29 protein-coding genes and 1 riboswitch are annotated in these 26,773 nt (G+C 32.9%); of the genes, 23 read left to right on the forward strand and 6 right to left on the reverse strand.

Features of this window, described 5'->3' with window-relative positions:
* Window positions 1–11 precede the first annotated feature (11 nt).
* From MUA60_RS04225 to MUA60_RS04250, 6 genes are all read left to right on the forward strand, one after another.
* A complete protein-coding gene (locus MUA60_RS04225) occupies window positions 12–1,508 on the forward strand; it encodes a sugar ABC transporter ATP-binding protein (RefSeq protein WP_262649894.1) in 1,497 nt (498 codons plus the stop codon).
* A complete protein-coding gene (locus MUA60_RS04230) occupies window positions 1,489–2,427 on the forward strand; it encodes an ABC transporter permease subunit (RefSeq protein WP_262649896.1) in 939 nt (312 codons plus the stop codon). The genes MUA60_RS04225 and MUA60_RS04230 overlap by 20 nt, the downstream gene beginning before the upstream one ends.
* A 24-nt stretch (window positions 2,428–2,451) precedes the next feature.
* Window positions 2,452–3,366, forward strand: coding sequence for a D-ribose ABC transporter substrate-binding protein (locus MUA60_RS04235; protein ID WP_037588978.1), 915 nt, complete (start codon window positions 2,452–2,454; stop codon window positions 3,364–3,366).
* Window positions 3,367–3,551: 185 nt separating this feature from the next.
* Window positions 3,552–3,995 carry a Dps family protein gene (locus MUA60_RS04240; protein ID WP_262642693.1) on the forward strand — a complete coding sequence of 148 codons (444 nt, stop codon included), beginning with the start codon at window positions 3,552–3,554 and terminating at the stop codon, window positions 3,993–3,995.
* A 140-nt stretch (window positions 3,996–4,135) separates the two neighbouring features.
* Entirely contained in the window at window positions 4,136–5,545 is a 1,410-nt protein-coding gene (locus MUA60_RS04245; protein ID WP_262649897.1) for an FAD-binding oxidoreductase, read from the forward strand.
* A complete protein-coding gene (locus tag MUA60_RS04250) occupies window positions 5,535–6,791 on the forward strand; it encodes a (Fe-S)-binding protein (protein ID WP_262649908.1) in 1,257 nt (418 codons plus the stop codon). The genes MUA60_RS04245 and MUA60_RS04250 overlap by 11 nt, the downstream gene beginning before the upstream one ends.
* Window positions 6,792–7,065: 274 nt before the next feature.
* On the opposite strand, the gene deoD is transcribed toward MUA60_RS04250, so the two are convergent.
* The gene (deoD, locus tag MUA60_RS04255; protein WP_025906394.1) at window positions 7,066–7,776 is read right to left on the reverse strand and encodes a purine-nucleoside phosphorylase; all 711 of its coding nucleotides are present in this window, start codon (window positions 7,774–7,776) and stop codon (window positions 7,066–7,068) included.
* Between the two features lie 112 nt (window positions 7,777–7,888).
* Between deoD and MUA60_RS04260 the strand changes: the two genes are divergently transcribed.
* The 5 genes from MUA60_RS04260 (at window position 7,889) to MUA60_RS04280 (ending at window position 12,501) form a co-directional block, all read left to right on the forward strand.
* Complete coding sequence (locus tag MUA60_RS04260; RefSeq protein ID WP_243560743.1) at window positions 7,889–8,824, forward strand: DNA-binding transcriptional repressor DeoR; 936 nt, start codon at window positions 7,889–7,891, stop codon at window positions 8,822–8,824.
* Between the two features lie 84 nt (window positions 8,825–8,908).
* Window positions 8,909–9,571, forward strand: coding sequence for a deoxyribose-phosphate aldolase (gene deoC / locus MUA60_RS04265; protein WP_262649909.1), 663 nt, complete (start codon window positions 8,909–8,911; stop codon window positions 9,569–9,571).
* Between the two features lie 82 nt (window positions 9,572–9,653).
* Entirely contained in the window at window positions 9,654–10,955 is a 1,302-nt protein-coding gene (locus tag MUA60_RS04270; protein ID WP_262649910.1) for a pyrimidine-nucleoside phosphorylase, read from the forward strand.
* Between the two features lie 11 nt (window positions 10,956–10,966).
* Window positions 10,967–12,151, forward strand: a complete 1,185-nt coding sequence (gene deoB / locus MUA60_RS04275; RefSeq protein ID WP_262649911.1) for a phosphopentomutase — start codon at window positions 10,967–10,969, stop codon at window positions 12,149–12,151.
* Complete coding sequence (locus MUA60_RS04280; protein ID WP_262649912.1) at window positions 12,151–12,501, forward strand: DoxX family protein; 351 nt, start codon at window positions 12,151–12,153, stop codon at window positions 12,499–12,501. Before deoB ends, MUA60_RS04280 begins: the two co-directional genes overlap by 1 nt.
* A 399-nt stretch (window positions 12,502–12,900) precedes the next feature.
* Here MUA60_RS04280 and MUA60_RS04285 read toward each other — a convergent pair whose 3' ends face one another.
* Window positions 12,901–13,368: an S-ribosylhomocysteine lyase gene (locus tag MUA60_RS04285; protein WP_025904442.1), complete on the reverse strand. Its 468-nt coding sequence runs from the start codon at window positions 13,366–13,368 to the stop codon at window positions 12,901–12,903.
* Window positions 13,369–13,505: 137 nt separating this feature from the next.
* Here MUA60_RS04285 and MUA60_RS04290 point away from each other — a divergent pair, with 137 nt between their 5' ends.
* The 6 genes from MUA60_RS04290 to MUA60_RS04315 all read left to right on the forward strand — a co-directional run bounded on the left by MUA60_RS04290 (window position 13,506) and on the right by MUA60_RS04315 (window position 18,852).
* Window positions 13,506–14,048, forward strand: a complete 543-nt coding sequence (locus MUA60_RS04290) for a GrpB family protein (protein ID WP_206180385.1) — start codon at window positions 13,506–13,508, stop codon at window positions 14,046–14,048.
* A gap of 43 nt (window positions 14,049–14,091) precedes the next feature.
* Window positions 14,092–14,191: riboswitch (SAM riboswitch) on the forward strand.
* Window positions 14,192–14,250: 59 nt separating this feature from the next.
* Complete coding sequence (locus MUA60_RS04295; RefSeq protein ID WP_037589813.1) at window positions 14,251–15,438, forward strand: M20 family metallopeptidase; 1,188 nt, start codon at window positions 14,251–14,253, stop codon at window positions 15,436–15,438.
* Window positions 15,435–16,628 (forward strand): L-aspartate--L-methionine ligase LdmS, encoded by a 1,194-nt coding sequence (ldmS, locus tag MUA60_RS04300; RefSeq protein ID WP_262649913.1) that lies wholly within the window; start codon window positions 15,435–15,437, stop codon window positions 16,626–16,628. Before MUA60_RS04295 ends, ldmS begins: the two co-directional genes overlap by 4 nt.
* Before the next feature lie 95 nt (window positions 16,629–16,723).
* Window positions 16,724–17,386: a DUF2750 domain-containing protein gene (locus MUA60_RS04305; protein ID WP_262649914.1), complete on the forward strand. Its 663-nt coding sequence runs from the start codon at window positions 16,724–16,726 to the stop codon at window positions 17,384–17,386.
* A 177-nt stretch (window positions 17,387–17,563) separates the two neighbouring features.
* Window positions 17,564–18,328 carry a hypothetical protein gene (locus tag MUA60_RS04310; RefSeq protein WP_262649915.1) on the forward strand — a complete coding sequence of 255 codons (765 nt, stop codon included), beginning with the start codon at window positions 17,564–17,566 and terminating at the stop codon, window positions 18,326–18,328.
* A gap of 2 nt (window positions 18,329–18,330) precedes the next feature.
* Window positions 18,331–18,852 (forward strand): hypothetical protein, encoded by a 522-nt coding sequence (locus MUA60_RS04315; protein ID WP_262649916.1) that lies wholly within the window; start codon window positions 18,331–18,333, stop codon window positions 18,850–18,852.
* Window positions 18,853–18,925: 73 nt separating this feature from the next.
* On the opposite strand, the gene MUA60_RS04320 is transcribed toward MUA60_RS04315, so the two are convergent.
* Genes MUA60_RS04320 through coaW form a run of 3 tightly spaced genes read right to left on the reverse strand, consistent with a single transcriptional unit; the run spans window position 18,926 to window position 21,153 of the window.
* Window positions 18,926–19,696: a TrmB family transcriptional regulator gene (locus MUA60_RS04320; protein ID WP_262649917.1), complete on the reverse strand. Its 771-nt coding sequence runs from the start codon at window positions 19,694–19,696 to the stop codon at window positions 18,926–18,928.
* 11 nt (window positions 19,697–19,707) lie between these two features.
* Entirely contained in the window at window positions 19,708–20,337 is a 630-nt protein-coding gene (locus tag MUA60_RS04325) for a pentapeptide repeat-containing protein (protein WP_262649918.1), read from the reverse strand.
* Window positions 20,338–20,355: 18 nt separating this feature from the next.
* Window positions 20,356–21,153: a type II pantothenate kinase gene (gene coaW / locus MUA60_RS04330; RefSeq protein ID WP_262649920.1), complete on the reverse strand. Its 798-nt coding sequence runs from the start codon at window positions 21,151–21,153 to the stop codon at window positions 20,356–20,358.
* A 150-nt stretch (window positions 21,154–21,303) separates the two neighbouring features.
* On the opposite strand from coaW, the gene MUA60_RS04335 reads away from it, so the two are divergent.
* Genes MUA60_RS04335 through MUA60_RS04355 form a run of 5 tightly spaced genes read left to right on the forward strand, consistent with a single transcriptional unit; the run spans window position 21,304 to window position 24,019 of the window.
* A complete protein-coding gene (locus MUA60_RS04335) occupies window positions 21,304–21,552 on the forward strand; it encodes a CDP-alcohol phosphatidyltransferase family protein (RefSeq protein ID WP_262649921.1) in 249 nt (82 codons plus the stop codon).
* A 20-nt stretch (window positions 21,553–21,572) separates the two neighbouring features.
* Complete coding sequence (locus MUA60_RS04340) at window positions 21,573–21,911, forward strand: hypothetical protein (RefSeq protein WP_262649922.1); 339 nt, start codon at window positions 21,573–21,575, stop codon at window positions 21,909–21,911.
* Window positions 21,908–22,846, forward strand: a complete 939-nt coding sequence (locus MUA60_RS04345; protein ID WP_262649923.1) for a phosphatidate cytidylyltransferase — start codon at window positions 21,908–21,910, stop codon at window positions 22,844–22,846. The genes MUA60_RS04340 and MUA60_RS04345 overlap by 4 nt, the downstream gene beginning before the upstream one ends.
* Window positions 22,847–22,859: 13 nt before the next feature.
* Complete coding sequence (locus tag MUA60_RS04350) at window positions 22,860–23,489, forward strand: lysophospholipid acyltransferase family protein (RefSeq protein ID WP_262649924.1); 630 nt, start codon at window positions 22,860–22,862, stop codon at window positions 23,487–23,489.
* Window positions 23,483–24,019: a YqaA family protein gene (locus MUA60_RS04355; RefSeq protein ID WP_262649925.1), complete on the forward strand. Its 537-nt coding sequence runs from the start codon at window positions 23,483–23,485 to the stop codon at window positions 24,017–24,019. Before MUA60_RS04350 ends, MUA60_RS04355 begins: the two co-directional genes overlap by 7 nt.
* A 69-nt stretch (window positions 24,020–24,088) precedes the next feature.
* Here MUA60_RS04355 and MUA60_RS04360 read toward each other — a convergent pair whose 3' ends face one another.
* Window positions 24,089–25,687, reverse strand: a complete 1,599-nt coding sequence (locus MUA60_RS04360; RefSeq protein ID WP_262649927.1) for a BCCT family transporter — start codon at window positions 25,685–25,687, stop codon at window positions 24,089–24,091.
* A gap of 156 nt (window positions 25,688–25,843) precedes the next feature.
* On the opposite strand from MUA60_RS04360, the gene MUA60_RS04365 reads away from it, so the two are divergent.
* Entirely contained in the window at window positions 25,844–26,704 is an 861-nt protein-coding gene (locus MUA60_RS04365; protein WP_394812740.1) for a GNAT family N-acetyltransferase, read from the forward strand.
* The last annotated feature ends 69 nt before the right edge of the window (window positions 26,705–26,773 follow it).

Below are 26,773 nucleotides of genomic sequence, written 5' to 3' on the forward strand. Positions count from 1 at the left end.
GGAGGGATTTCATGCTAGAAATGTCTGGTGTACATAAAGCGTTTGGCCAAAATAAAGTGTTAACAGGTGTAGATTTTAAATTAAAAGAAGCTTCAGTTCATGCACTTATGGGAGAAAATGGTGCAGGGAAATCTACTTTAATGAAGATTCTTGTTGGTATTCATGAAAAAGATGCAGGTCAAATTAATTATCACAATCAAGAAGTTGACTTTAAAAATGCTCAGATGTCAGAAGAAGTAGGTATTACGTTTATACATCAAGAGCTTAATATTTGGCCAGAGTTAACAGTACTTGAAAATTTATTTATCGGGAAAGAAATGCGAAATAAATTTGGCATATTAAATGCGAAGAAAATGAAGAAAGAAGCATTAAAAGTCTTTGAAAAATTAAACTTTAATATCTCATTGAAGAAAGTTACAGGAAAATGTTCAATCGGTGAACAACAAATGATAGAAATTGCTAAAGCTTTAATGACCAATGCAAAAATTATCATCATGGATGAACCAACTGCAGCACTAACAGATAAAGAAATCACACAGTTATTTAAACTTATCAAAAATCTTCAAAATCAAGGCGTTTCATTTGTTTATATTTCACATAGAATGGCTGAGATATTTGAGATTTCTGATGAAATTACCGTTATGAGAGATGGTAAAACTGTGTTATACAAACCTACAAGTGAAACTAATTATGATGAAATTGTTAAATCAATGGTAGGTAGAGTCTTAACAGAGCAGTTCCCAGAAAGAACCGTTGAACCAGGTGAAACATTGATGCATGTTAAATCACTTAATAATGATGAACAAGGCATCAAAGATATTTCATTCTCATTAAGAAAAGGTGAGATATTAGGATTTAGTGGTTTAATGGGTGCTGGTAGAACTGAGATTATGAGAAGTCTGTTCGGAATTGATAAAGGCCATAAAGATATAGACATTAATGGTAAATCCGTATTGATTAAGTCACCGGAATATGCAATGAAACATGGTTTAGGCTTAATTACTGAAAATAGAAAAGATGAAGGACTCATTCTCGATTTCTCAATCGAACATAATATGGTTCTACCATCTCTTGAAAGCTTTTCGAATAAAGGGTTTATTAAAGAACAAGCGACACATGTATTTGCGGATCAAATGAGCAAAAGGCTCAATATTAAGACACCACGAAAAGCACTAGTATCCTCACTTTCAGGTGGTAACCAACAAAAAGTAGTATTGGCAAAATGGATTGGTACAGGTGCTCAAATCTTGATTTTAGATGAACCGACAAGAGGGATAGACGTTGGTGCTAAGAGAGAAATTTATCAATTGATGAATGAGCTAACTGAACGTGGTGTGTCGATTATTATGATTTCTTCAGAGTTACCTGAAGTTATTGGCATGAGTGATCGCGTTATTGTTGTTCAAGAAGGCAATATTAAAGGTGAAATTGAAGGCGAAAATATAACAGAAGAAAATATTATGACATTAGCTACAGGAGGGGAATTACATGCAACAACTAACAGCTAAGACTTCATTAGTCGAAAAAATTATTCCATTTATAGGACTTATATTATTAATTGTTGTGATTAGTATTATGAACTCAGCATTTCTAGATTTATCGAATTTATTAAACTTATTAAGACAAGTTTCAATTAACGGGTTAATTGCTTTTGGTATGACATTTGTTATTTTAACTGGCGGCATAGACTTATCAGTCGGTTCGATACTCGCATTATCAAGTGCATTTACCGCAATCTTAATTACAAGTGGTTTAGATCCAATCGTTGCATTGATTGTCGGAGTACTTGGTGGTTTCTTATTAGGTGTATGTAACGGTGTATTAGTAACATTCGGGAGTATGGCACCATTCATCGCAACACTTGCAACGATGACAATATTTAGAGGTTTAACACTCGTTGTAACAGATGGCAATCCCATTACTAATTTAGGTGATAGCTATATGTTCCAACTATTTGGTAAAGGTTATTTCTTCGGCATTCCAGTACCAGCAGTCACAATGATTATTGTATTTATTATATTGGCGATTATTTTACAAAAAACAACATTTGGTAGACATACATATGCTATCGGTGGTAATGAAGTCGCTTCAAAAATTTCTGGTATTAAAGTAAACAGAGTGAAAATTTTAATTTATGGTATTTCTGGTTTAATGTCTGCATTAGCAGGTGCAATTTTAACATCACGTTTAAACTCAGCTCAACCTACAGCTGGTACATCATATGAGTTAGATGCTATCGCTGCAGTTGTATTAGGCGGAACTTCTTTAACAGGCGGTAAAGGTAGAATTGTTGGAACGTTTATTGGTGTACTTATTATTGGTGTACTTAATAACGGATTGAATTTATTAGGAGTATCATCATTCTACCAACAAGTCGTAAAAGGTATTGTTATTTTAATTGCTGTATTAATAGATAGAAAAAAATAATCAATTAGATTGAGGGGAAAACAAATGAAGAAATTATTAATACTATTAATGACAACTGTGTTATTTTTAGCGGCATGTTCACTTGAATCGCCTTTGAAAAAAGATAATGAAGGTAAAACAAATAAGAAGAAATCTGATATAACAATTGGTGTCAGTGTTTCAACATTAAATAACCCATTCTTCGTTTCAATTAAAGAAGGTATTGAAAAAGAAGCTGAAAAACAAGGAATGAAAGTAAAAGTAGTTGATGCAAGAGATGATTCAGCTAAACAAACAAATGATATAGAAGATTTAGTTCAACAACAAGTTGATTATTTAGTTGTCAATCCTACTGATTCTAGTGCAATTTCTAGTGCGGTTCAGTCAGCAAATAATGAAGGTATACCTGTTATTACATTAGATAGATCAGTAGATAAAGGTGATGTTGCAACATTTATCGCTTCAGATAACGTTGAAGGCGGCAAAATGGGCGGACAATTTATTTTAGATAAATTAAGTAAAAATGCTAAAGTTGCTGAATTAGAAGGTGTTCCAGGTGCAAGTGCAACAAGAGAAAGAGGAGAAGGCTTCCATAAAGTTGCCGACAAATCACTTGATGTCATTGCTAAACAAAGTGCTAAGTTTGATCGAGCAGAAGGATTAAACGTGACTCAAAATATCTTACAAGCACATCCAGAAGTAGAAGCGATATTCTCACACAATGATGAAATGGCACTCGGTGCTATCGAAGCAATTGGTGATAAAGATGTAATCGTAGTTGGATTTGATGGTAATGAAGATGCAATGAAAGCAATTAAAAGTGGTAAACTAGATGCAACTGTCGCGCAACAACCTGATAAGATGGGTAAAGCTTCAGTAGACTCTATCATTAAATTGATGGACGGTAAGAAACTTGAGAAAGAAATTAAGATTCCACTTAAACTTGAGAAAGCAGAATAAATGTTTATAAAACGATAAAGAAGGTATAAGTCTAATGTAGGCTTTACCTTCTTTTTTATGTATATTTAAACTCTTATTTATAATTATTATAAATAAGCCGCTTATCATCGTTGACAGATTAGGATGATTATAATATAATAATTAATGTAATCAAGAAAAGTTAACTACAGAGGAGTGTAAAATAAATGACAAATAATAAAGAAGTAATCGAAGCATTAAATAAACAAGTAGCAGAGTGGACAGTATTATATACTAAATTACACAACTATCACTGGTATGTTAAAGGACCAAATTTCTTCTCACTACATGAGAAATTTGAAGAACTTTACAATGAAGCAAGTGTGTATATTGACGATTTAGCTGAACGTATTTTAGCAATTGAAGGTAACCCAATCGCTACTTTAAGAGAAGCATTAGAATGGTCAGTTATTGAAGAAGCTGAGAAAAACTTAACTGCAAACCAAATGGTTGAACAATTATCTAAAGACTTCACAACTGTAATTGCTCAATTAGAAGAAGGTATTCAATTAGCAGAAAAAGTTAATGACGATATGACTGGTGACATGTTATTAGCAATGGTAACAAGTCTTGAAAAACACAACTGGATGTTAAAATCATTCTTAAAATAATATTGAATTACGATTACCTAATCCATGAACATATTGGATTAGGTATTTTTTTAATTATAAATGTAAACGTATTCATTTGGAATGAAAATTAAAGTAAACAGTGCTATCATGAATATAATTTCATATTGAGGGGGGATAACATGGAAGAACTCTATCATGCTTTAAAGAAACATTTAGATAATGGGCGCGTTTCTAAAGAAGTAGCGGATCTTTCAAGTTATAGTTTTGATGCTTCTTTCGGTGAATACATGCCTGATATTATTTGTCAGCCAATGTCTACTGAAGAAGTGGTGCATATTGTAAAGTTAAGTAATCAATATGACGTACCAATTTATCCGAGAGGTAGTGGTACAAGTTTAAGTGGGGGACCACTTGCAGTTCATGGTGGTATAGTGTTGGATTTTTCAAGATGGGCCAATGAAATAACAGTTTACGAAAATGATTTAATGATGGAAGTTTCACCAGGCGTTATCACTGAGAAAATTCATAAAGTTGCTGAATCATATGGATTGATGTATCCACCTGATCCATCCAGTTCTCGTGTTTCAACAATTGGGGGTAACTTGGCTGAAAATGCAGGTGGACCAAGATGCTTAAAGTATGGCGTCACGAAAGACTATGTTGTTGGATTAGAAGTCGTAACGGCCAACGGAGATATTATTCACTGTGGTGGACGCACAGTAAAAAATGTTACAGGTTATGATATGACAAAATTAATCGTAGGGTCAGAAGGTACGCTCGGTATTATTACAAAAGCTACTTTACAATTGATTCCTAAGCCGATTGATACAAAGACAGCAATGTTGCAGTTTGATGATTTTATTACATCAGGTGAAGCGGTATCCAAAATTTTAAGATCAGGTATATTACCTTCTAAAATTGAAATTATGGATAAATATTGTGTTGATGCTGTATTATCGACACATCCAATTGAGAATGTGACAGCCGATGCTGAGTCGGTATTGTTAGTCGAATTAGATGGTCATCCTTTAGCACTTGAAGCAGAAATGAAAATCATCGAAGAAACATGTGCTGCGTTACCTGGTTGTAAAGTCATTATTGCTGAAGATGAAAAACAGGCATCCGAACTTTGGGAAGTGCGTAAACTTGTGTCACCAGCTATCGTGAAATTTGGACCAACAAAGATAAGTGAAGATACAAGTGTGCCGGTCAGTCAAATTCCAGCTTTCTTTGAAGAAATCGAAAGAATCCGACAAACTTATCAATTAAATTTAGTTGTGTTTGGTCATGCTGGAGATGGCAATTTACATCCTAATATCATTACTGATAAACGTAAGCCAGAAGAAATGAAACGAGCTGAAGAAGCAGTTGCTGAAATTTTTAAAGCATCACTGAAATTAGGTGGTACATTAAGTGGTGAACATGGTATTGGATTGTTTAAAAAGCCATTTATGTATAACGAATTTGATGAAGCAGGCATGAAATTTATGAAAGATGTAAAACAAGCATTGGACCCTAATAATCGTTTGAATCCAGGTAAAATCTTTCCAGACGAGCATGAAAGGTTTGTGTTAGTCCATGACGAATAATCTAATCGAAAAATTAGCTTATGATGCAACTTTTGATTGTGTACAATGTGGCTTTTGTTTACCGTCTTGCCCTACATATTTAACGATGAAAGAAGAAAAACATTCTCCACGAGGTAGAATCAATCTCGTTAAATATGCAGTTGAAGGTAAAGCAGAACTTAAAGATTTAGAAGAAGCGATTGATTTATGTTTAGGCTGTAGACAATGTGAAACAGTTTGTCCAACGAATGTTCAATATGGAGACATTTATGAATCGGCAGTCGAAGTATTACGAGAAAAACGAAATAAAAAATTAGACACACAAATTATGTCTGTATTTTTAGAACGTCAATATATGATAGATGCGATGTATAAAGGCTTGAAGCTCTATCATACGTCATTTGTTTCAAGGATTTTAAGTAAGACAAATGCATTGAAATTACTGCCTGAAAGATTAGGCAATATGGCGATGATTTTGCCACCAGTTCAAAAAGATAACCGACCTTACCAAACACCTTTTAGAACGAAAAAAACAACAATTGGCTTTTTCAGAGGTTGTATGATGGATTCATTTTTCTCACATATAAACGATCTTGCGATAAAAATTTTAGAAGCGCATAATATTCAAGTTGTAGAAATTAAACAACAAACTTGTTGTGGCGCACTTCAACATCATGCTGGAGAAATGGATAAAGCAAGAAAATTAGCCAAATTAAATATTGAAGCGCTAGAAAAATTCGATGTAGACTATTATGTCAATGCTATTGGCGGTTGTGGCGCTTCGTTAATAGAATATGATCATTTATTGAGAAATGAAGCGGAGTGGAAAGCTAGAGCAGAACAGTTTGTTGATAAAGTGAGAGATATATCGGTTATATTAGAAGATATTGACTTAAACTTAGAACATCCGATTAATATACAAGCCACTTATCAGCCATCATGCCATTTGCAAAACGTACAACATGTATTCAATGAACCTGAAAAAGTAATCAACCAAATAAAAGGACTAACATATAAAGTATTACCCGAAAAAGACATCTGTTGCGGTTCAGCAGGAATATATAATATCGTGAATTATGATGCATCGATGGAAATTTTAAATCGAAAAATGAGTCACGTAAAAGAAATAGAACCACAATTAATCATCACATCAAATCCAGGATGTCACTTGCAAATGTTGTTAGGTGTTAAAAATGAAGGATTAGAAGACAAAATTCAAGTCAAACATATCGTAGAAGTCGTTGCAGAAGCGTGCGGTATAGAATAATGAGCATGTTGAAGTGATGAGTGATGATTGGTGCGGGTGTTAGGGACAGAATTCCGAGAAATGTCCGTAAGTGAGATCCCTCCTAATTACCAGAATTTAGAATAATGGAAGTTAGCCGATTCTAATTACCAGAATTCAGAAAAATGGAAGTTAGCGACCTCTAATTATCTAAATTCTGAAACTTAAAGCAACCAATATTACTTCATCACTATCACAAATGAAAAGAGCTGAGACGGTAATCATCGTCTCAGCTCTCTTTTTATGCATATTGAAATTATTCTGCGATTTCTAATGCAATTTCCATCATTTGTGTAAATGAATTTTGTCTTTCTTCTGCTGTTGTTGCTTCATCTCTTAATAAGTGGTCACTTACTGTGAAGATACCTAATGCTTTTTTACCAGCTGCTGCGGCATTTACATATAATCCTGCTGATTCCATTTCAACGCCTAAGATACCTAATCTAGCCCATTTGCTTGTTACTTCTGAGTCTGCATTATAGAAAATATCACTTGAGAAGATATTACCTACGTGTGATGTTGCGCCGATTTCGTCAGCTTTGTTTTTAGCGCTTGCTACTAAACCGAAGTCTGCGATTGGTGCGAAGTAACCTGGTACGTTGAATTGATCAACATATCGAGAGTTTGTAGATGCACCTTGAGCGATAATAATATCGTATAAGTTGATATCTTCTTGCATAGCACCACATGATCCGATACGAATAATTGTGTCTACGTCAAAGAAATTATAAAGTTCATAAGAATAAATACCGATTGAAGCGATACCCATACCTGAACCCATAACAGATACTTCTTTACCTTTATAAGTTCCTGTGTAACCTAACATATTTCTTACATCGTTGAATTGTTCTACATTTTCTAAAAAGTTTTCAGCGATAAATTTAGCACGTAATGGATCCCCCGGCATTAGTACTGTTTTTGCGATTTTTACACCATTTGGTTGAATATGTGGTGTTCCTTGAGTCATAACTATCTTCTCCTTTAAATAAAATAAAAGTTTTTTCATCTTAAAGATAACATTTGTTTAAATTTTTTGCGAATTTTTGTACGATAAGAGTGAAAGAAAGTGGTGAATAGGGATGGATTTACAAAAGAACAAGGATAGTATCAAGATTGCAAAGCTTTATTATCAAGAAGGTTTGAGCCAAGAAGCGATTGCGAAAAAGTTGAATATTTCAAGACCAACGATATCAAGATTATTGAATCATGCTAAAAATCAAGGCTTTGTTACGATTAAAATTGATGACCCTTATCAAGATGCAGAAAGTTTAGCTTCACTTTTAAAAGCGAAATACAATTTAAAAGATTGTGTTGTTGAACATGCATCTTATAACGATTATTCAAATATTCAAACGGCAATTGGTAAAAAGACTGCTGAATATTTAAATAAAATTGTAAAAAACGGGGATAATATTGGTATAAGTTGGGGTAAAACGATGTATCAAGTTTCTCAATATCTAGAACAAAGTCATTTTAATGATATTGGTATTATCCAGTTGAAGGGCGGTATTAGTTTTTCAGATGTTGATACGAGAAGTCATCAAATTCTAGAAAGATTTGCTCAAGCATATAATGCGACACCGAGAGATTTACCGTTACCCGTTATTTTTGATGTAAAAGAAGTTAAAGATATGGTTGAAAAAGACCGACATATTAAATCAATACTCGATCAAGGTAGACAAGTTGATGTTGCGATTTTTACTGTAGGAACTGTAAGAGATTCTTCCCTATTATTTAAACTTGGATTTTTAAGTGAAGAAGAAAAAGACAGACTTAAAAAATCAGCAGTCGGTGATATTTGTTCAAGATTTTATAATAGTAAAGGCGAAGTGGCAGACGAAGCTATTAATAATCGTACGATAGGTATTGAACTTGATGCATTGAAAGGTATAGAACATTCAGTATTAGTTGCTGGAGGTGAGCATAAAGTCGCTTCAATTAGAGGTGCACTTGAAGGTAAATTGAGTAATATTTTAATTACAGATCAATACACTGCACAGGCGTTATTAGATTAGTGAACAATATTTCAGTTATCGTTTTACAAATGTTCAACAACGTTATATAATAGAGTTAATCAAAAAATATTAGGAGGATTCAACATGTCATTAGCTAAATATATCGATCACACAGCATTAAAACCAGATACGACTTTGGAACAAATTGACGCTTTATTAAGTGAAGCGAAAGAATATGGATTCAAATCAGTATGTGTCAATCCTACACACGTTGCACATGCCAAGAAAGCTTTAGAAGGGTCAGATGTACTTGTATGTACAGTAATCGGATTCCCTCTTGGAGCAAACACAAGTGAAGTTAAAGCATTTGAAACAGAAGATGCAATTAAAAAAGGTGCTCAAGAAGTAGATATGGTTATTAACACTGGCGCATTAAAAGACGCCAGAGATGAAGATGTTAAAAAAGATATCGAAAGTGTTGTTTCAGCAGCTAACGGTGTAACAACTAAAGTTATCATTGAAACTTCATTATTAACAGATGCTGAAAAAGTGAGAGCATGTGAACTTGCTGTTGCAGCAGGTGCTGATTTTGTTAAAACTTCAACAGGATTTTCAACAGGTGGCGCAACTGCAGAAGATATTAAATTAATGCGTGAAACAGTTGGTCCTGATTTAGGCGTAAAAGCTTCTGGTGGTATCCGTTCATACGAAGATGTTAAAACAATGATAGATAATGGTGCAACTCGTATCGGTGCTTCAGCAGGCGTTAAAATTTTAAAAGGTGAAGCGTCAGATTCAGATTACTAAAAATTAATGGTACTTGAAATAGTACCTTTAATTTTTCAAATTAAGGTAAGCGTATTCATACAAAAATTGGAGGGTATTAACGATGAGAATGGTTGATGTAATTGCAAAGAAACGTGACGGGAAAGAATTAACGAAAGAAGAAATTGAATTTTTTGTTAAAGGATATACTGCAGGCGATATTCCGGATTACCAAGCGTCTAGTTTAGCAATGGCTATATATTTTCAAGATATGACAGATGAAGAACGTGCAAACTTAACGATGGCTATGGTTGAATCAGGCGATCAAATTGATTTATCTGAAATTGAAGGTATTAAAGTTGATAAGCACTCAACAGGTGGCGTAGGTGATACAACAACACTTGTGCTTGCACCTTTAGTAGCAGCATTAGACGTACCAGTCGCAAAAATGAGTGGACGTGGTTTAGGTCATACAGGTGGTACAATCGATAAACTTGAAGCGGTTGAAGGGTTCCATGTTGAAATCAGTGAACAAGAATTTATCGATTTAGTGAATAAAGATAAAGTAGCTGTAATTGGTCAAACAGGTAACTTAACACCTGCAGATAAAAAGCTTTACGGCTTACGAGATGTAACAGGTACAGTCAATTCAATTCCATTAATTGCATCTTCAATTATGAGTAAGAAAATTGCAGCAGGTGCTGATGCGATTGTCTTAGATGTTAAGACTGGTGCAGGTGCATTTATGAAGACGATTGAAGATTCTGAGTTACTTGCGCATGCAATGGTAAAAATCGGGAATAATGTAGGTAGAAATACAATGGCAATCATTTCTGATATGAGCCAACCTTTAGGAAGAGCAATTGGTAACGGGTTAGAAGTGAAAGAAGCGATTGAAACATTAAAAGGTGAAGGTCCAGAAGATTTAACTGAACTTGTATTAACTTTAGGTTCTCAAATGGTTGTATTAGCTAAGAAAGCTGAAACTTTAGATGAAGCGAGAGAAAAACTTTTAGAAGTGATTCGAAATGGTAAAGCATTAGAAAAATTCAAAGTATTCCTTGAAAATCAAGGTGGAGACGGTTCTGTAGTAGATGACGTTACGAAATTACCACAAGCTCAATATACTTTTGAAGTTAAAGCTGAAACTTCAGGTTATGTATCACACATCGTTGCAGATGAAATTGGTGTTGCTTCAATGCTTTTAGGTGCAGGTAGAGCAACAAAGGATGATATAATTGACTTGGCAGTTGGTTTAGTATTAAATAAAAAAGTTGGCGATAAAGTTGAAGCGGGTGAATCGTTAGTAACGATTTATGCAAATCAAGAAGATGTTAAAGATGTAGAAGCTAAAATTTTAGAAAACATCACAATTTCTGACGAACAAGTTAAACCAACATTAATTCATAAAGTGATTACAGATTAGGAGTGTGTCAAATGACAAACCGATTTAAACGTATTCATTTAATCGTAATGGATTCAGTAGGTATTGGTGAAGCACGAGATGCTAAAGCATTCGGTGATGAAGGTTCTCATACATTAAAACATACACTTGAAGGTTTTAATGAAACATTACCAAACTTAGAAAAGTTAGGCTTAGGTAATATAGCAGACTTACCAGTAGTTCAAAAAGTATCCAATCCAGAAGCATTCTATACTAAATTAAGTGAAGCTTCAGTTGGTAAAGATACAATGACAGGACATTGGGAAATCATGGGTCTAAATATTGATAAACCTTTTAAAGTCTATCCAGAAGGCTTCCCAGAAGAATTGGTGAAAGAAATTGAATCAATCACTGGTAGAAAAGTTGTTGCAAATAAACCAGCATCAGGCACAGCAATTATCGATGAATATGGTAAGCATCAAATGGAAACTGGAGATTTAATTGTATATACATCTGCAGATCCAGTGCTACAAATTGCAGCACACGAAGATATCATTCCTTTAGAAGAATTATATGATATTTGTGAGAAAGTAAGAGAGCTTACGAAAGATCCTAAATATCTAATAGGAAGAATTATTGCACGTCCATACGTTGGCGAGCCAGGTAACTTCACTAGAACATCAAACAGACATGACTATGCATTGAAACCTTTTGGTAAAACAGTAATGAATACTTTAAAAGATGCTGATTACGATGTCATTGCAATCGGTAAAATTAATGACATTTACGATGGTGAAGGTGTTACGAAAGCTATTAGAACCAAAGATAACATGGACGGTATGGATCAATTAATCGATGTTGTAAAAAGTGATTTCACTGGAATGAGCTTCTTAAACTTAGTTGATTTTGATGCATTATATGGTCATAGAAGAGATAAAGAAGGTTACGCACAAGCTATTAAAGACTTTGATAACCGATTAGAAGACTTACAAGCAGTATTAAATGAAGATGACTTAGTTATTATTACTGCTGACCACGGTAACGATCCAACTGCTCCAGGTACAGATCATACACGTGAATATGTACCATTATTAATGTATAGTCCAAGCGTTAAAGAATATCATGAATTATCAGGTGATGATACATTTAGTTCAATTGGTGCAACAATTGCAGATAACTTTAATGTGACGCTACCTGAATTCGGTAAAAGCTATTTAAATGAGATGGGGATTAAGTAATGAATATAGTTAGACGATTATTTGGAATAGGATTTTCATTTGCAGGTGTGATGCATTTTTTGAGATCAGAAGGTTTTGAAGCAATCGTTCCAAACTATTTACCATTTAAAAAAGCAATTGTTTGGATAACAGGCGTGATGGAAATCGTATTTGGTATCATGTTAATGATCAAAAAGCCTAGTAGCTTAATGAAAAAATTAATCGAATGGTTCTTAGTAGCTGTATTTCCAGCAAATGTTTATATGGCACAAAAGAACATCCCATTAAACGGTAAACAATTACCAAAATGGGCGTTGTGGGGTAGATTACCACTACAATATGTGATGATTAAACTAGTAAGAAAAATGTAATATTTATATAGAGAGTTTGGGACATCGTATCCCAAACTCTTTTTTATTTGGGGGTGAGTTTGAAGTAGTGATTAGGTGAATATAATGTTGGGGGAGTTAGATATTAGGTGTCGTTATTAGCAAGTTTGGTGAGAAGTGCAAATAAGGAGACCAATAATTACAATTCTCAGTAGTTTTGTAACTAAGGCAGTCCATAGTATAACTTTGACCGACTTTTGTAATTAAGGCGGCCCATAGTAACACTTCGACCGAGTTTTGTAATCAAAACCCTCGTTATGAACAAGTTTGGGCAGAAGTGTTCACAACGCTCCCGTTATAAACAAGTTTACCCGAAAGTGTTCGCAACACCCAGCCATTCCAACATAAAAAAAGCCCAGGTCATATCCTGGGCTTTCCTCATTAATCTTCTTTAAAGATATTTTTCCAATTATCGCGTTCTGCTAAAAATTCAGTTGCTAATTGTTGTGCGCCTTCTAATGAATGGCTTGCTGCCCATCCGCATTGTACTTCGTTACATGCTGGGACTTCTGTTGCTTGTTCTACGTCTTTAAGTGTTGCTTCTAATATAGCAAGTACGTCATCATAATCGTCATGATTGATGAATGAAGCATAAAATCCTGTTTGACATCCCATTGGACTTACGTCTACCACTTTGTCTGTATGGTTTCTAATGTTCTCAGCCATTAAATGTTCTAAGGAATGTAATGCAGGCATTTCCATATGTTCTTTGTTAGGTTGTTTAAATCGAATATCATATTTATGAATAACATCACCATTAAGTCCTTCTTTGATTCCCGCAAGTCTCACAAATGGTGCGTCTACTATCGTATGATCTAAATTAAAACTTTCTACATTCATTTTTGTCATGAAGATTCCTCCTTTGATTTCGGCATCATTATATCAAGTTAATTTTGAAAAAACAATCAATTCAGATTTCTTTTACTTTCTTTCTATGTTACTTTATAAGATAATATTAATAAATTATTCTGAAATTAGGTGATGAGATGGAACGTTTACGAGTAGTCCCTTACGACAGTATATGGCAACACCTTTTTCTTGAAGAGAAAAAATATTTACAGTCGTTATTGAAAGAACATAGTATCAGCATTGAACATATAGGATCAACGGCTATTCCTGGATTATCTGCGAAGCCGATTATAGATATATTAATAGTTGTGAAAGATAGTAAATCGATTGATGAATTTACACATGAATTATCAGCTTTAGGATATGAGTCTAAAGGAGAACGTGGTGTTATCGGTAATCGATATTTCAAAAAATATGATCATTACGGTGCAGTATCTCACCATTTACATATTTATGATGAAGGTAGCCCACATATTTTAAGATTATTGTCATTTAGAGATTATTTAAGAGCTTTTAATGGTGAAAGAGAAAGATATAGTCGTCTCAAGCATGACTTAGTCATTGAATTTCCTGATGACAGTGAACAGTACTATAAAGGTAAAGACAGCATGATTAAAGAATTCGAGAAAAAAGCAGAAAAATGGTACTTAAAATCCAATGATATTGCAACAAATCATTGACATATCCGAGTAAGAAAGTTAGAATTAAATTCAAATTTCATACGAATTATCAAGAGAGACTGAGGGAAGGGCCCGATGAAGTCCAGCAACCTCCCATAATGGAAAGGTGCCAATTCCTACAGTTTGTTACTGGAAGATAAAAGAACGATTGGCGCACTCCTTACAAAGTAGTGCGCTTTTATATTGGAAAGGTGAATCATTAATGAGTAACTTATCGCAAAATATTATTAATTATATAGAACAAAATAGACATTTATATTTATCAATGAGTCATCAAATTCATGAGCGTCCTGAATTAGGAAATGAAGAAGTATTTGCATCACGTTTATTAAGCGATCAATTAAAGAGTCATCATTTTAAGATAGAGAAGAATATTGCGAAGCATCCGACTGGTTTCATTGCAACGTATGACTCAGGAAAAGAAGGACCAACTATTGCATATTTAGCAGAATATGATGCATTACCTGGTCTTGGTCATGCGTGTGGTCATAATATTATTGGGACTTCAAGTGTGTTAGCAGGTATCAGTTTGTCTAAAGTGATTGATCAAGTTGGTGGCAAAGTTGTCGTGTTAGGTTGTCCTGCTGAAGAAGGGGGTATTAATGGTAGTGCAAAAGCAACTTATGTGAAAGCTGGCATTATCGATAATATTGATATTGCACTAATGGTCCATCCTGGCCATGAGACGTACGTGACAGTGCCTTCGTTAGCTGTAGATGTATTTGATGTTAAATTCTATGGACGAAGCGCTCATGCCTCTGAAAATGCTTTTGAAGCGGTTAATGCGTTAGATGCTATGTTATCTTTCTTTAATGGGGTGAGCATGTTAAGACAACAAATTAAAAAGACAGATAAAGTGCATGGTGTCATATTAAATGGTGGTGAAGCAGCGAATATTATTCCTGACTTTACACATGCACGTTTTTATACGCGTGCCACTTCACGTAAAGAATTAGATATTCTTACTGATAAAGTGAGAAAAATAGCTGAAGGGGCAGCTATACAAACAGGTGGTACATATGAATTAAGACCAATTCAAAATGGTGTAAATGAATTCGTAATTAATAAGCCACTAGACGAATTATTTAGAAAGCACGCTGAACAAGTTGGGGAAGAAGTCATTGATGATGATTTTGGTTTTGGTTCTACTGATACGGGGAATGTAAGTCATATCGTACCGACTATTCATCCACACATTAAAATTGGACCATCTAATTTAGTCGGCCATACGAAAGAATTTTGCCAAGCTGCTGCAAGTACAAAGGGTGATAAGGCATTAATTAACGGTGCGAAAATATTGGCATCAATGGGATTAGAACTTATAGAGAATGTATCCCTTAGAAATGAAATCATTGAGCATCATCAAACATTAAGGGAGAACTTGTTATGAACAAAGAATATAGGAAACCACTCAATTTAACGTTAAGAGATTTATATGAAGAAGATATTGTATATAATGCGAGACCTTCGTATGAAGATAATCCTTGGTTAAAAGCTGAAGAAGCACAATCTAATTTTTTAACAGCAAGAGAAATGATTATCAGTAATATGCCCATGATCGTTCATGAAGCATGTTTAACAGATAATGTTAAAAGAATTTTAAAATTAGTAAATGTGGATATTCCGAGCAATATATATACTTTTAAAGATAGAACGCAATATGAACATTTACTACAACAGTTAACAGCTGACAATAAAAAAATATTCTTCCAATACATACATGGTCAACATTTATGTAAAGACGAAGAATATGCCGTTTATAAACCTAAATTTATAGATTTAAACAATAAATCTAAAATTGAACAATGGACGGGTGGTAAATATTTACCGAAACGTGAAATTGTGAAAGCTGTAGAATTTGAACAAGCTATTCAAAACTGGGATTTACCATTGGTGATTAAACCGGGAGACGAGTTACCTACAGCAGGTGGGTATGGTGTGATGATTTGTTATAATGAAGCGGATTTAAAGAAAGCAACTGATAGAATTAAAGAAGCCTCAGATACAAAATACATCATCATCGAACAATTCATTGAAGAAATTGATAATTATTGCGTTCAATACGTATATAGTGAAAAAACGGGTATACAATATATAGGTGCTGTAAAACAGCTTACAGATGAATACGGCTTCTACAATGGTAATGTTAATTCAAATTATGTACCACAAAGTGTTATAGATGCTGGGTATGAAATTATGAAAAATGGTGTTGAGCATGGTTATAAAGGTGTATCAGGGTTTGATCTTCTCGTAGATAACAACCACAATGTATATGCAATTGATTTAAACTTTAGACAAAATGGTTCAACAAGTATGTTATTACTGAAAGATCGATTACATGAAGGCTTTCATAAATTTCTAAGTTATCATTCCACAGGCGATAACACGCATTTCATCAATACAATAGAACAATTCATCAAAAATGGCTACCTCTATCCACTTGCATACTATGATGGTGACTATTTCGGTAAAGACAACGTAAAATCAAGATTTGTTGGAATTTGGCATGCAGAAACTGAAGAAAAGGCATTAGAGCAAGAGCAACTTTTTCTAGATGCATTAAGTAGTCTAAATAAATAAAAAATTTTTTACAATTTAACTTCTTTTATATTGACTTATACCTAATACGTATAATATATTTTATTGGGATTAAATATAAAGAAAAGGGTGGTAGAATGGCTATCCAGGATATGTCTAAATTTAAACAAATATTAACAAAAGAAAGATTTTATGTTGTGTTGAATGACCGTAAAATCTTAAGAGACGGCGATACTGATTTTCGTCTAATTTGGTCAACGAAAGAAAGTGCAGAATCATATTTAAAATCGTATGAAATTACGAAATACGATAAAATTATGGAGTTAGATTTAGATAGATTTGTTACATATGGAATGGATGATATCCTTGATGAAGGAGATCAATTCATTGTGGACAAATCAGCAGAAGATAACGGAATAAAAGTAGAAGCAATTCCATTCATAGAAGAAATTATGAGTGAACTAGATGATATCCGAATAGATGAATTTGCAGAAGACATTTGCAACGAAAACTATGTTTACGGGTTAACAGTCAAAGGACAAAAACAATTCATTATCGTATCAGAAGAAGATGCAAGTCTACCAAACATGATGACAGTATGGAGTACACGCAAATTAGCAGAAAAAGTACATCGTGATGACTTTGAAGAATACGATATTATTGAAGTAGAAACAGAAGTCTTTGAAGAATGGTTAGAAGACTTAAAACAAGAAGACATCGCATTAGGAATCAATTTAAAATCAGGCATGATCGGTACAGTAACAGATCCAAAAGCCATTTTAAACGCAATGCCATGTTAAATAATTAAATAAATGTAATTAAAAAAGACGCTCGCTATTAAGCAAGCGTCTTTTTTTGTCTTTTGAATTAATTGCAATTAATTAATAATATAATATTATTCGATTGGTGTAAAAGTACTAACTGGAGGTTATAATAAATCAAAAAATGGTAAATTATAGTAATTGGAGGCGGTTGATATGTTAAAGTACTTAAAATTAATCATTTATAAATGGCAATTTATAATTTCTTTTTTACTTTTATGTTCAATATCCATTATTCATTTGTGGAATGTCAAAATAGAGCATGGAGAACATCAACTACTAGAGTATACGCCTTACACAGAAAATATCATGATTAAAGGTGAATCATTATTATCTATTTTATATGTAGGACTTATGCCATTGGTCATTTCAATTGGCGTTAGTACGTTATTTTATAAATTAAATTTGAAATCAAAGTTTAAAACATTAATTTATTCGAGTGTTGTATCGTTTATTATGGTAACTTTACCGCTTTTAATAAATTTTTTAGGAATGTTTATGATTTTACCGAACATAAAACCTGACATTGTACTTAAACAGTTCGGTGGCATTTTTTCAGATAACCCAATGATCATTTCTTTGTATTATGATTATCCAACATTATTTATATTATCATTAATCGTGTTTGTAGGTTTATGGGGCATAGTAACAAATGTATTCTCAATATCATTACTATTATATTTTGGTGAGAAGTTTATTGTTAAGTTCATACCTTTCATTCTTCAAACACTATTTTATGCAATCACAGAATTCATGATAGTCGATATAATTGTATCGCCTATACATTTCTTATTAATATCATATGGTATATATAATTCACAATTTTTACCGAGTTTATTCTGTATATCGATTTATCTTGTATTGATTACATACATATATAGATTAAGCAGCGAAGAAAAAGTCATCAATGTAGGTGAATAACTATGAAAAAAACACTCATCATTACCGTTTTAGTCGTTCTATTTTTAAGTATTGGTTCAGTAGGGTACCATCAATATGTAAAGGCAAATGAAAAATTTACAGATTACGAATTAAAAAAAGAGGAGATTCAATTAAATCATAATCATGAAATAAGTGTAGGAAAATTAAAAATCAGTAATTTAGATGCGCATACTGTTAGTAATGAAATAATAATAGATATGGATATGACGATTTTAAAGAATAAAGGATCAAAATATGAATTTGAAAAAAACATAGATGGAGCTTTCATTTTACTTGTTGATGATTTATATGCTACAAGTGGCGGAAAATATGAATTAAAAAATAGTAAATATAAAACAGCTAGTGTGACTTATGATAAATATGAAGCTCATTTAAGTTTTAGCACTAACCTTGATAATATTAAAGGTAAACATAAATTGGAATGCGTTTACCTCGACCGTAATGGTCATAAGTTGAAGAAATTATATTTACCGATTCGTGTTGACGGTGGGAAGATTGTTTGATACATTATTAGTAACTACTAAGGTAGTTACTACATCCCAACGTAGTAAAATCATTTATCCCAAATAATAACCCTTAAGAGAAAAAGGTTTTTCTCTTAAAGGTTATTTCGTCTTCTATATCTTCTTCAAATTTACTAATATATTTATTGACTAGGACGTCATGCCAAATGTAGTCTTTCATCATTTTTATTTGTGTGTGATCATAACTGATATAAGCGCGCATATTTGATTCTGCTGTTTGTCCGTAAATCATGTGTTCATCGTCTACGATTACGACGAAAGGTTTAAGTGTTAATGAACTTTTGACGTAGTTTGTATAACGATGATTAATGAGATCATAGCCGGGTTGGTCGACTTGGAATGTAATTCCTTGAATATGGATATCTTCTGAGACATGGTTTGTTAAGATGTCATATAAGTCTGGCCATATTGAAACGGTGATTTGTCTTTTTGCTTTTTTAATGGCAGATGTTACAGCATCTAGGATTGTTGATTCATTTGTTAAGACTTCTATTTGAATAGGCGCATTGTCTTTTACGATATTTAATTTATTAATTTCTTGTTCAAGTTGAAGGAGTTCGTCGTTTTGCTTTTTTTCAAATAGTTGTATGGTTTGTTTTGGTGATAGGGCATAGTAGTATTTCTTTTGGTCTTGTAAATTGAAATAAGCGAGTCCTTGTTCATCAAGTTTATTGAGTGCTTCATAAATTTTTGAACGTGGAACGCTTGATATTTCACTAAGTTTATAAGCTGTTATGCCTGGATTTTGAACAAGGGCGATATAAGCTTTAGAGCCATATTCACTTAATCCAAAGCGTTTTAAAATGTCGATCATTTGATTCATAATGTCACCTTCTAGTTTGATGTTACGTTAACCCCGAATAACGGAAGTATATCATATGCTTGGTATTCAGAAACTGTTGCACCTTTTAAGTCATTAGGTTGTACAACAAGTTGTTCAATTGTATTGGACGATAAATCAATGTCTTTTAATGATGTTTCAACAACTTCAAGTGATTCTAATGCACATCTTTCAATTGCGACAGATTTTTGAGTACAGAATGAAAGGTAAGTTTCTGACATTTGATTATCGTTAAATAAAACGTGATCTAAGTTACAATTTTGAAATTGACTCATTTTTAACTGACAATTAGAAAATTGTACATGCTTGAGTTTAACGTCCGTAAAGTTAGGACCAATCATGCGACAATCTTTGAAGTGCACTCTATTAAGGGAGGCTTCGCTGAATATACAGTTTGAAAGGTCGCATCCTTTAAATATAATATCTAATCCGTGAATTTTAGTGAAATCAACAGATTCAAATGTACATTGATTGAAATACATTGTATCGATTTGACTCGTTTCTTCATCTAACTTAATCAATGCTTTATCAAAGTACAAGTCATACGAAGACTGATAGAGTGTTACATCTTTTGTTTCTTCGTATTCAAATTTATTGCGTAGTTTAGGTTCTATAATTTTCATATAAATACTCCTTAATGTTTAACAATATATTGAACCGAGCGCCCCTGAAAATTCACCATTTTCAATGAAGTATGGTTTTAGACCTCTTAAAATCGTGTAATCAACGACAATATTTTTGAGTAGTTCATTTTTAACAAATGAAGATCCAATAAACACAACATTTTCCGTATTGTATTGTCTTGCGGCATGGATGGATACGGTTGTGACTGTTTCTCCCACGATACCCATTACAGCTGCTAAGCGATCAGCATTTGGAAATGCATCGTTCATATGCTGTAATACATGTCCAAAGTTAGCAGCAGTTAATTCACCAGAAATAGGGGTGTCATCACCTTTATAAATATGTTTAACTTTTAAATCTATTTTATCTCGATCTCCATTTAAAGCTGTTTGAACAAGTTCGTCATAATCGCTAATTTGAGTCAGTAAATAACTTAAACCTTGTATCATACCACCACCAGCTCCAGTACCGCCTGCACGTTCTTGATGATCAGTAGTTGCGTAATGAATAGAAGTACCAGTACCGACATTCGAGAATATATATGTTTCAAGGTCTATATTGTTTTCTTTTAAAAATATTTGAATCCCTTTATAAGTCGCATCAAATTCAATACTACGTTTCGCTTGATGTTTAATGCATGAGTCTAAGTATTGTGCTTTACCACCTGTAATTGATACTTCAACATCATCTAATTGATTTAACCAATCTGCAACTTGATCAATGTCAGTTGCTAACCATTTTTGATACGTTCTTTCATTATTTAATTCGGTCACGACTTTAATTAAAGTACCACCGGCATCAATACCAATTTTCACACGAACACCTCATCTAGAAAAGTATATAATTATCGTTATTATACTATAAAAAATTGTATATGATAAATTAATGGTTTTTAGAAATATATTATAAAAATTGTATAATTACATGATAAGATGATACCAAGTATAAATGAAGGAGGTTATATTTTGATTAGCATATACGAAATAAAACCGAAATTTCAGCAACTATTAATGCCTATCGTTGACTGGATGAGAAAAATCGGAATGACACCAAATCAAGTTACAATATTAGCATTACTGCTATCAATCGTAACTGGGATTATTTTAAGTATATTTCATGAAAACAAATGGATTTATATTTTAATACCAATCGTGATGTTTGTAAGAATGGCTTTAAATGCAATTGATGGTGTAATGGCAAAAAATATCAAATGAAATCTCACTTAGGGTTATTGTTGAATGAATTAGGGGATGTTATAAGTGATTTATTTTTATTTATACCATTCGTGTTTATTGCTGAAGATTATGGAATAGGTATTATGTTGTTTATCAGTTTATCAATCATAAGTGAAATGGCTGGTGGAACTGTTCAAGTGATCGGTAGTTCAAGAAGATATGACGGTCCGATGGGTAAAAGTGACCGAGCATTTATTGTAGGTTTTATCAGTTTCTTGATTTTTGTTCATTTAAATATCATACCTTATTTACATTTTGTGTTCTATATTTGTTCAATACTCATGTTAATCAATATTTATAATCGAATAACAAATGGATTAAAGGAGGTTAAATCATGAACTTAGGGAAGATATCTTCAGAAATGCTGATTGTTATGATTGGGGTATTTATCGTACTCGTATTATCCAGTTTGATTAGTATTTATTTAACGAAACGATATCCTGAAAAAGACTTCACTGAAATTAGATTGAGAATTAAATCATGGTGGAGTATGTGTATTATCTTTACAATTCCTTTAGTTATTCACTCTACTGTGTCATTGATTTTTCTTGGCTTACTTTGTTTTTTAGCTTTGAAAGAGTATTTTTCTTTAATCCCTACAAATCGTAGTCATAGAGCTGTATTATTCTGGGCGTACTTATCTATACCAATTCAATTTACATTTATCTATTTTGGATTTTATGGCATGTTTATTATTTTTATTCCGGTATATATGTTCTTATTTATACCGATACAAGCAATATTGATAGGTGAAACAAAAGGGTTTTTACAATCAATGGGATCTGTACAATGGGGCATGATGTTAATGGTGTTTAGTTTAAGTCATTTAGCATACTTAATTGTCTTACCTGGCGAAAAAAGTTCAGTACCCGGTGCGAGCCTTGTTTTATTTTTAGTTATATTAACGCAAGCAAATGATGTCTTTCAATTTCTGTTTGGTAAAGCATTTGGTAAACATAAAATTGTACCTAAAGTAAGTCCAAACAAGACATGGGAAGGTTTTGTTGGGGGGATTATTTCAACGACAATTCTATCTTTATGTTTAGCACCATTATTAACGCCATTCACGTTATTAGGCATGATTGTAGCAGGTTTATATATTAGTATTATGGGATTTGTGGGAGGTGTGAATATTTCAGCTTTAAAAAGAGATTTAAATATTAAAGATACTTCTCAAACAATACCAGGTCATGGCGGTATTTTGGATAGAGTAGATTCTTTAACTTACACAGCGCCACTCTTCTTCCACTTTGTAAGGTTCTTTTACTTTTAAGGGGTGAACCGATATGTTAAGACTCATTATATTTACATGTATCATTAAGCCAATTATTATAATTGTTTTAGGATTAAATATACGTAGACGAGAATGGTTACCTAAAAAAGGTCCTATAGTGATTATTGCCAACCATAATTCACATTTAGATACACTTGTACTACTTTCATTGTTTCAAGGAGAAGGATTTAAGAAAGCACGACCTGTAGCTGCAGGCGATTATTTTCTGAAAAACAAACTATTAAAATGGTTTTCTATGAATGTTATGAGAATCATACCAATAGAGCGAAAAATGACGCGAGATATTAAAGGATTATTTGAACCAATTGTGGATGCTTTAGATGAAGGCAGTATTATTATCTTGTATCCAGAGGGAAGTAGAGGCGAACCTGAAAAGTTATCAAAATATAAATCCGGGATTTATTATTTAATGAGAGAACGTCCAGACATTCCGATACAAACTTTGTTTCTACATGGGTTAGGCAAATCATTACCGAAAGGCTCAAAACTATTTGTACCATTCTTTGTTGATATTTTTGTAGGACGTCCATTTTTATTTAATGAAAATAGAAAAGCATTTATGGATGAGCTTAATGAGCGAATGAATGAGCTTAGAAATGAAGGTGATTTTAAAGAATGGTAATCATATTTATATGGGCTTTTCTTGAAGCAATTGTATTCTTTATTATCCCTGATGTGACTCTAACTTATTATGCAATCAAGCAAAAAAGTAAATTTAAATTATTGTGTGCAAATTTGATTGCAATTATAGGTGCAGTTCTAGGTGGCATCATCGTTTACATTATTTCAATTCAACATTTGAACTTTGTTGAAATGATCATGATTAAGATTCCGGGTATTCATCCTTATATGATAGAACACGTGATACATTCATTAGAAGATAAAGGTGTGCTCGGATTAATAGAAGCACCATTGTTTGGTGTTCCATATAAACTTTATGCAATGATGAGCTATCACGCAGGTATATCATTTCTTGTATTTATATTCGTAAGTTTCTTTGCAAGACTCTTGAGGTTTATATTAACGAGTTATCTAGCATATGTACTCAGTCATATTGTGTTTAAAAACGTTAATCAATATATCAAAATATTACTATGGTTAATCGTATGGATAATCGTCTATTGGATATATTTTTCGATACATGCGTTTTAATTTATGTAATTAAGACAATCAAAGAAGGCACCATTCATTGATTGAAACAATGAATGATGCCTATTTTAATTATTTTTCTTCTTCTTCACGTTCTTCTAATGACTTAGAGAAATCTGTGTCATCATCTATATAAGTCATTTTGAAATGTTTAGATGGTTCTCTACGTAATGCTTTCATAATAGAGAACATCATTAAGAATAGTATAAATGCGAATGGCAGTCCGGCTACGACAGAAGCGGTTTGTAAACTTTCTAAACCACCTGCTAATGTCATGGCAACTGAAATGGCACCAATTAATGTTCCCCAAACTAATTTATACTTGAATGGCGGTACGATTGAGCCTTTATCAGACATGCTTGATAAGATAAAAGTAGTTGAATCCGAACTTGTAACAAGGAACAAGAAGATTAATATTATTGCTAGAATACTAGTTGCTTCGTAAAATGGGAAGTTTGATAATAGAGAGAATAGTGCAACTGTATAATCTCCTTTAACATCTTCCGCAATAGAAGCACCTTTATTAATAACTAAATACATGGCCGTTCCACCAAAAGTGGCAATCCAACTAAATGAAATAAGTGGTGGAATAATTAACACGCCAATTACAAATTCTCTAATCGTTCTGCCTCTTGATACTCTGGCTACAAATCCTCCGATAAATGGAGACCATGCAATGACCCATGCCCAATAGAACACAGTCCATTGTTGAACCCAAGAATTGTCACCTTCATAAGGATTTAATCTAAAACTATATTGTACAAAGTTTGTAATATAGTCACCTATAGCAACAGTAAATGTTTCAAATATAAATTGTGTCGGTCCTAAAATAAGTATAAATATAAGTAAAGCAAAACAAATAAATATGTTAGCATTACTTAGCCATTTAACACCTTTATTAAGACCTGATGCTGATGAACCAAGAAATAGTAAAGTCATCATGACGGTGATGATAATTTTAGTCCAATTATTATTAGGAATATCAAAAACATGATGAAGTCCGCCACCAATTTGCATTATCCCTAGACCAATTGAAGTTGCAATACCCATGACAGTTGCGACTATCGCCAAGATATCGATAACATTTCTGTATGGTTTCTTATAAGTTTCACCGAATACGGGTTCCATTGCTGTAGATATTAAACCATCTCTTCTTTTTCTAAATTGGAAGTAAGCTACTATAAGCCCTGCCATTGCAAAGATAGACCATTGTGAAATACCCCAATGGAAAAATGTATATCCCATAGCAAGTCGAGCTGATTCTAATGTAGCGCCATCTACTTCATTTGGAAATGGTGATTTTAAGTAATGTGTCATTGGTTCAGCTACGCCCCAGAATACAATCCCGACACCGAGACCAGCAGAGAATAACATGCCGACCCATGATATAAATGAGAATTCTGGTTCTTCGTCGTCTCTACCGAGTTTAAATCGACCAAATCTCGTTATAGCCAATCCGATTAAAAAGATATCTAATACGAATACGATGATTAAGAATAACCATCCTGTACTGTTAGATATAAATGTATATAATATATTAGCGTATTTACCAAAACCATTTGGAAAAATTCCAGCAGTTAAAGTTACTAATAATATAATAGACATAGATACCCAAAATACTAATGTTGTCTTATTATTATGCTTGTCTGTATTGTCTTTTGACTGTTTCATTAATATCCCCCTTTAAATTATGCAGTCTTATTTCTATTACCCTCATCCAAATCAAACTAACATGTGTACTATAATTAATTACGTTTTCTAAGGTTCTTAATTGCGCAATGAATGTAAAATTCGTTATGATATATATAAACAAACGGGGGGATATCAATCATGAAAGCTAAATCATTCGGTGAAATCGTCATTAAACCATTTGAAGAACATATGAGAACGGCACTATATGATTTTGAATTAAATGAACGACAACAAATTTATTCTTCATTACCTAAAGAAGTGTTGGATGGTGCTATCGAAGATCCTGATAGAAGACCTAATGTTGTCGTAAACGATCAAGACGACATAGTTGGTTTTTTTGTATTGCATAAGTATTATCAACACGAAGGTTACGACACACCACATAAAGTTGTATATATACGTTCATTAGCAATTAATGAAAAGTATCAAGGAAATGGGTATGGCACAACTATAATGATGAATTTACCTGAGTACGTTCAACATGTGTTCCCTGATTTTGATCATTTATATTTAGTAGTAGATGCTGAAAATGAGGCAGCATGGAATTTATATGAAAGAGCTGGCTTTATGCATACAGCAACAAAAGAAGAAGGACCAATAGGTAAAGAACGATTGTATTATTTAGATTTAGATTCAAAATATGTATCTTCATTGAAACTTGTATTAAATGAAGATGATTTAGATAATGAATTTGTCGATATACATTTAATGAAAGATAATCAAAAAGTAGGTATCATCGTATTAGAAGATAAAGGTCACTATTTTGATATTCGTAGTATAGAAGTCGAAGAAGACGAAAGAAAAGAAGGTATTGCAGAGAGTGCTTTAAGACAGTTAAGTACTTTTGTGAGAAGAAGGTTTGAAGATAAGAAAGAAATACACATCACTTTATTCGGTTCAAACAATAAATTGAAACCTTTATGTGAGAAAGCACGATTTGTAGAAATACAAAAATCTGAGGACTATATTAAACTCATGAAATATATTAAGTATTAACTAACATTTGCTAAAAATCATCTTGTCAATTATAATCGTAAACTGTTATGATTATAAATATTAATGTGC

Origin of the sequence: Mammaliicoccus sciuri, assembly GCF_025561425.1 — a bacterium.
Classification (GTDB): Bacteria; Bacillota; Bacilli; order Staphylococcales; family Staphylococcaceae; genus Mammaliicoccus; species Mammaliicoccus sciuri_A.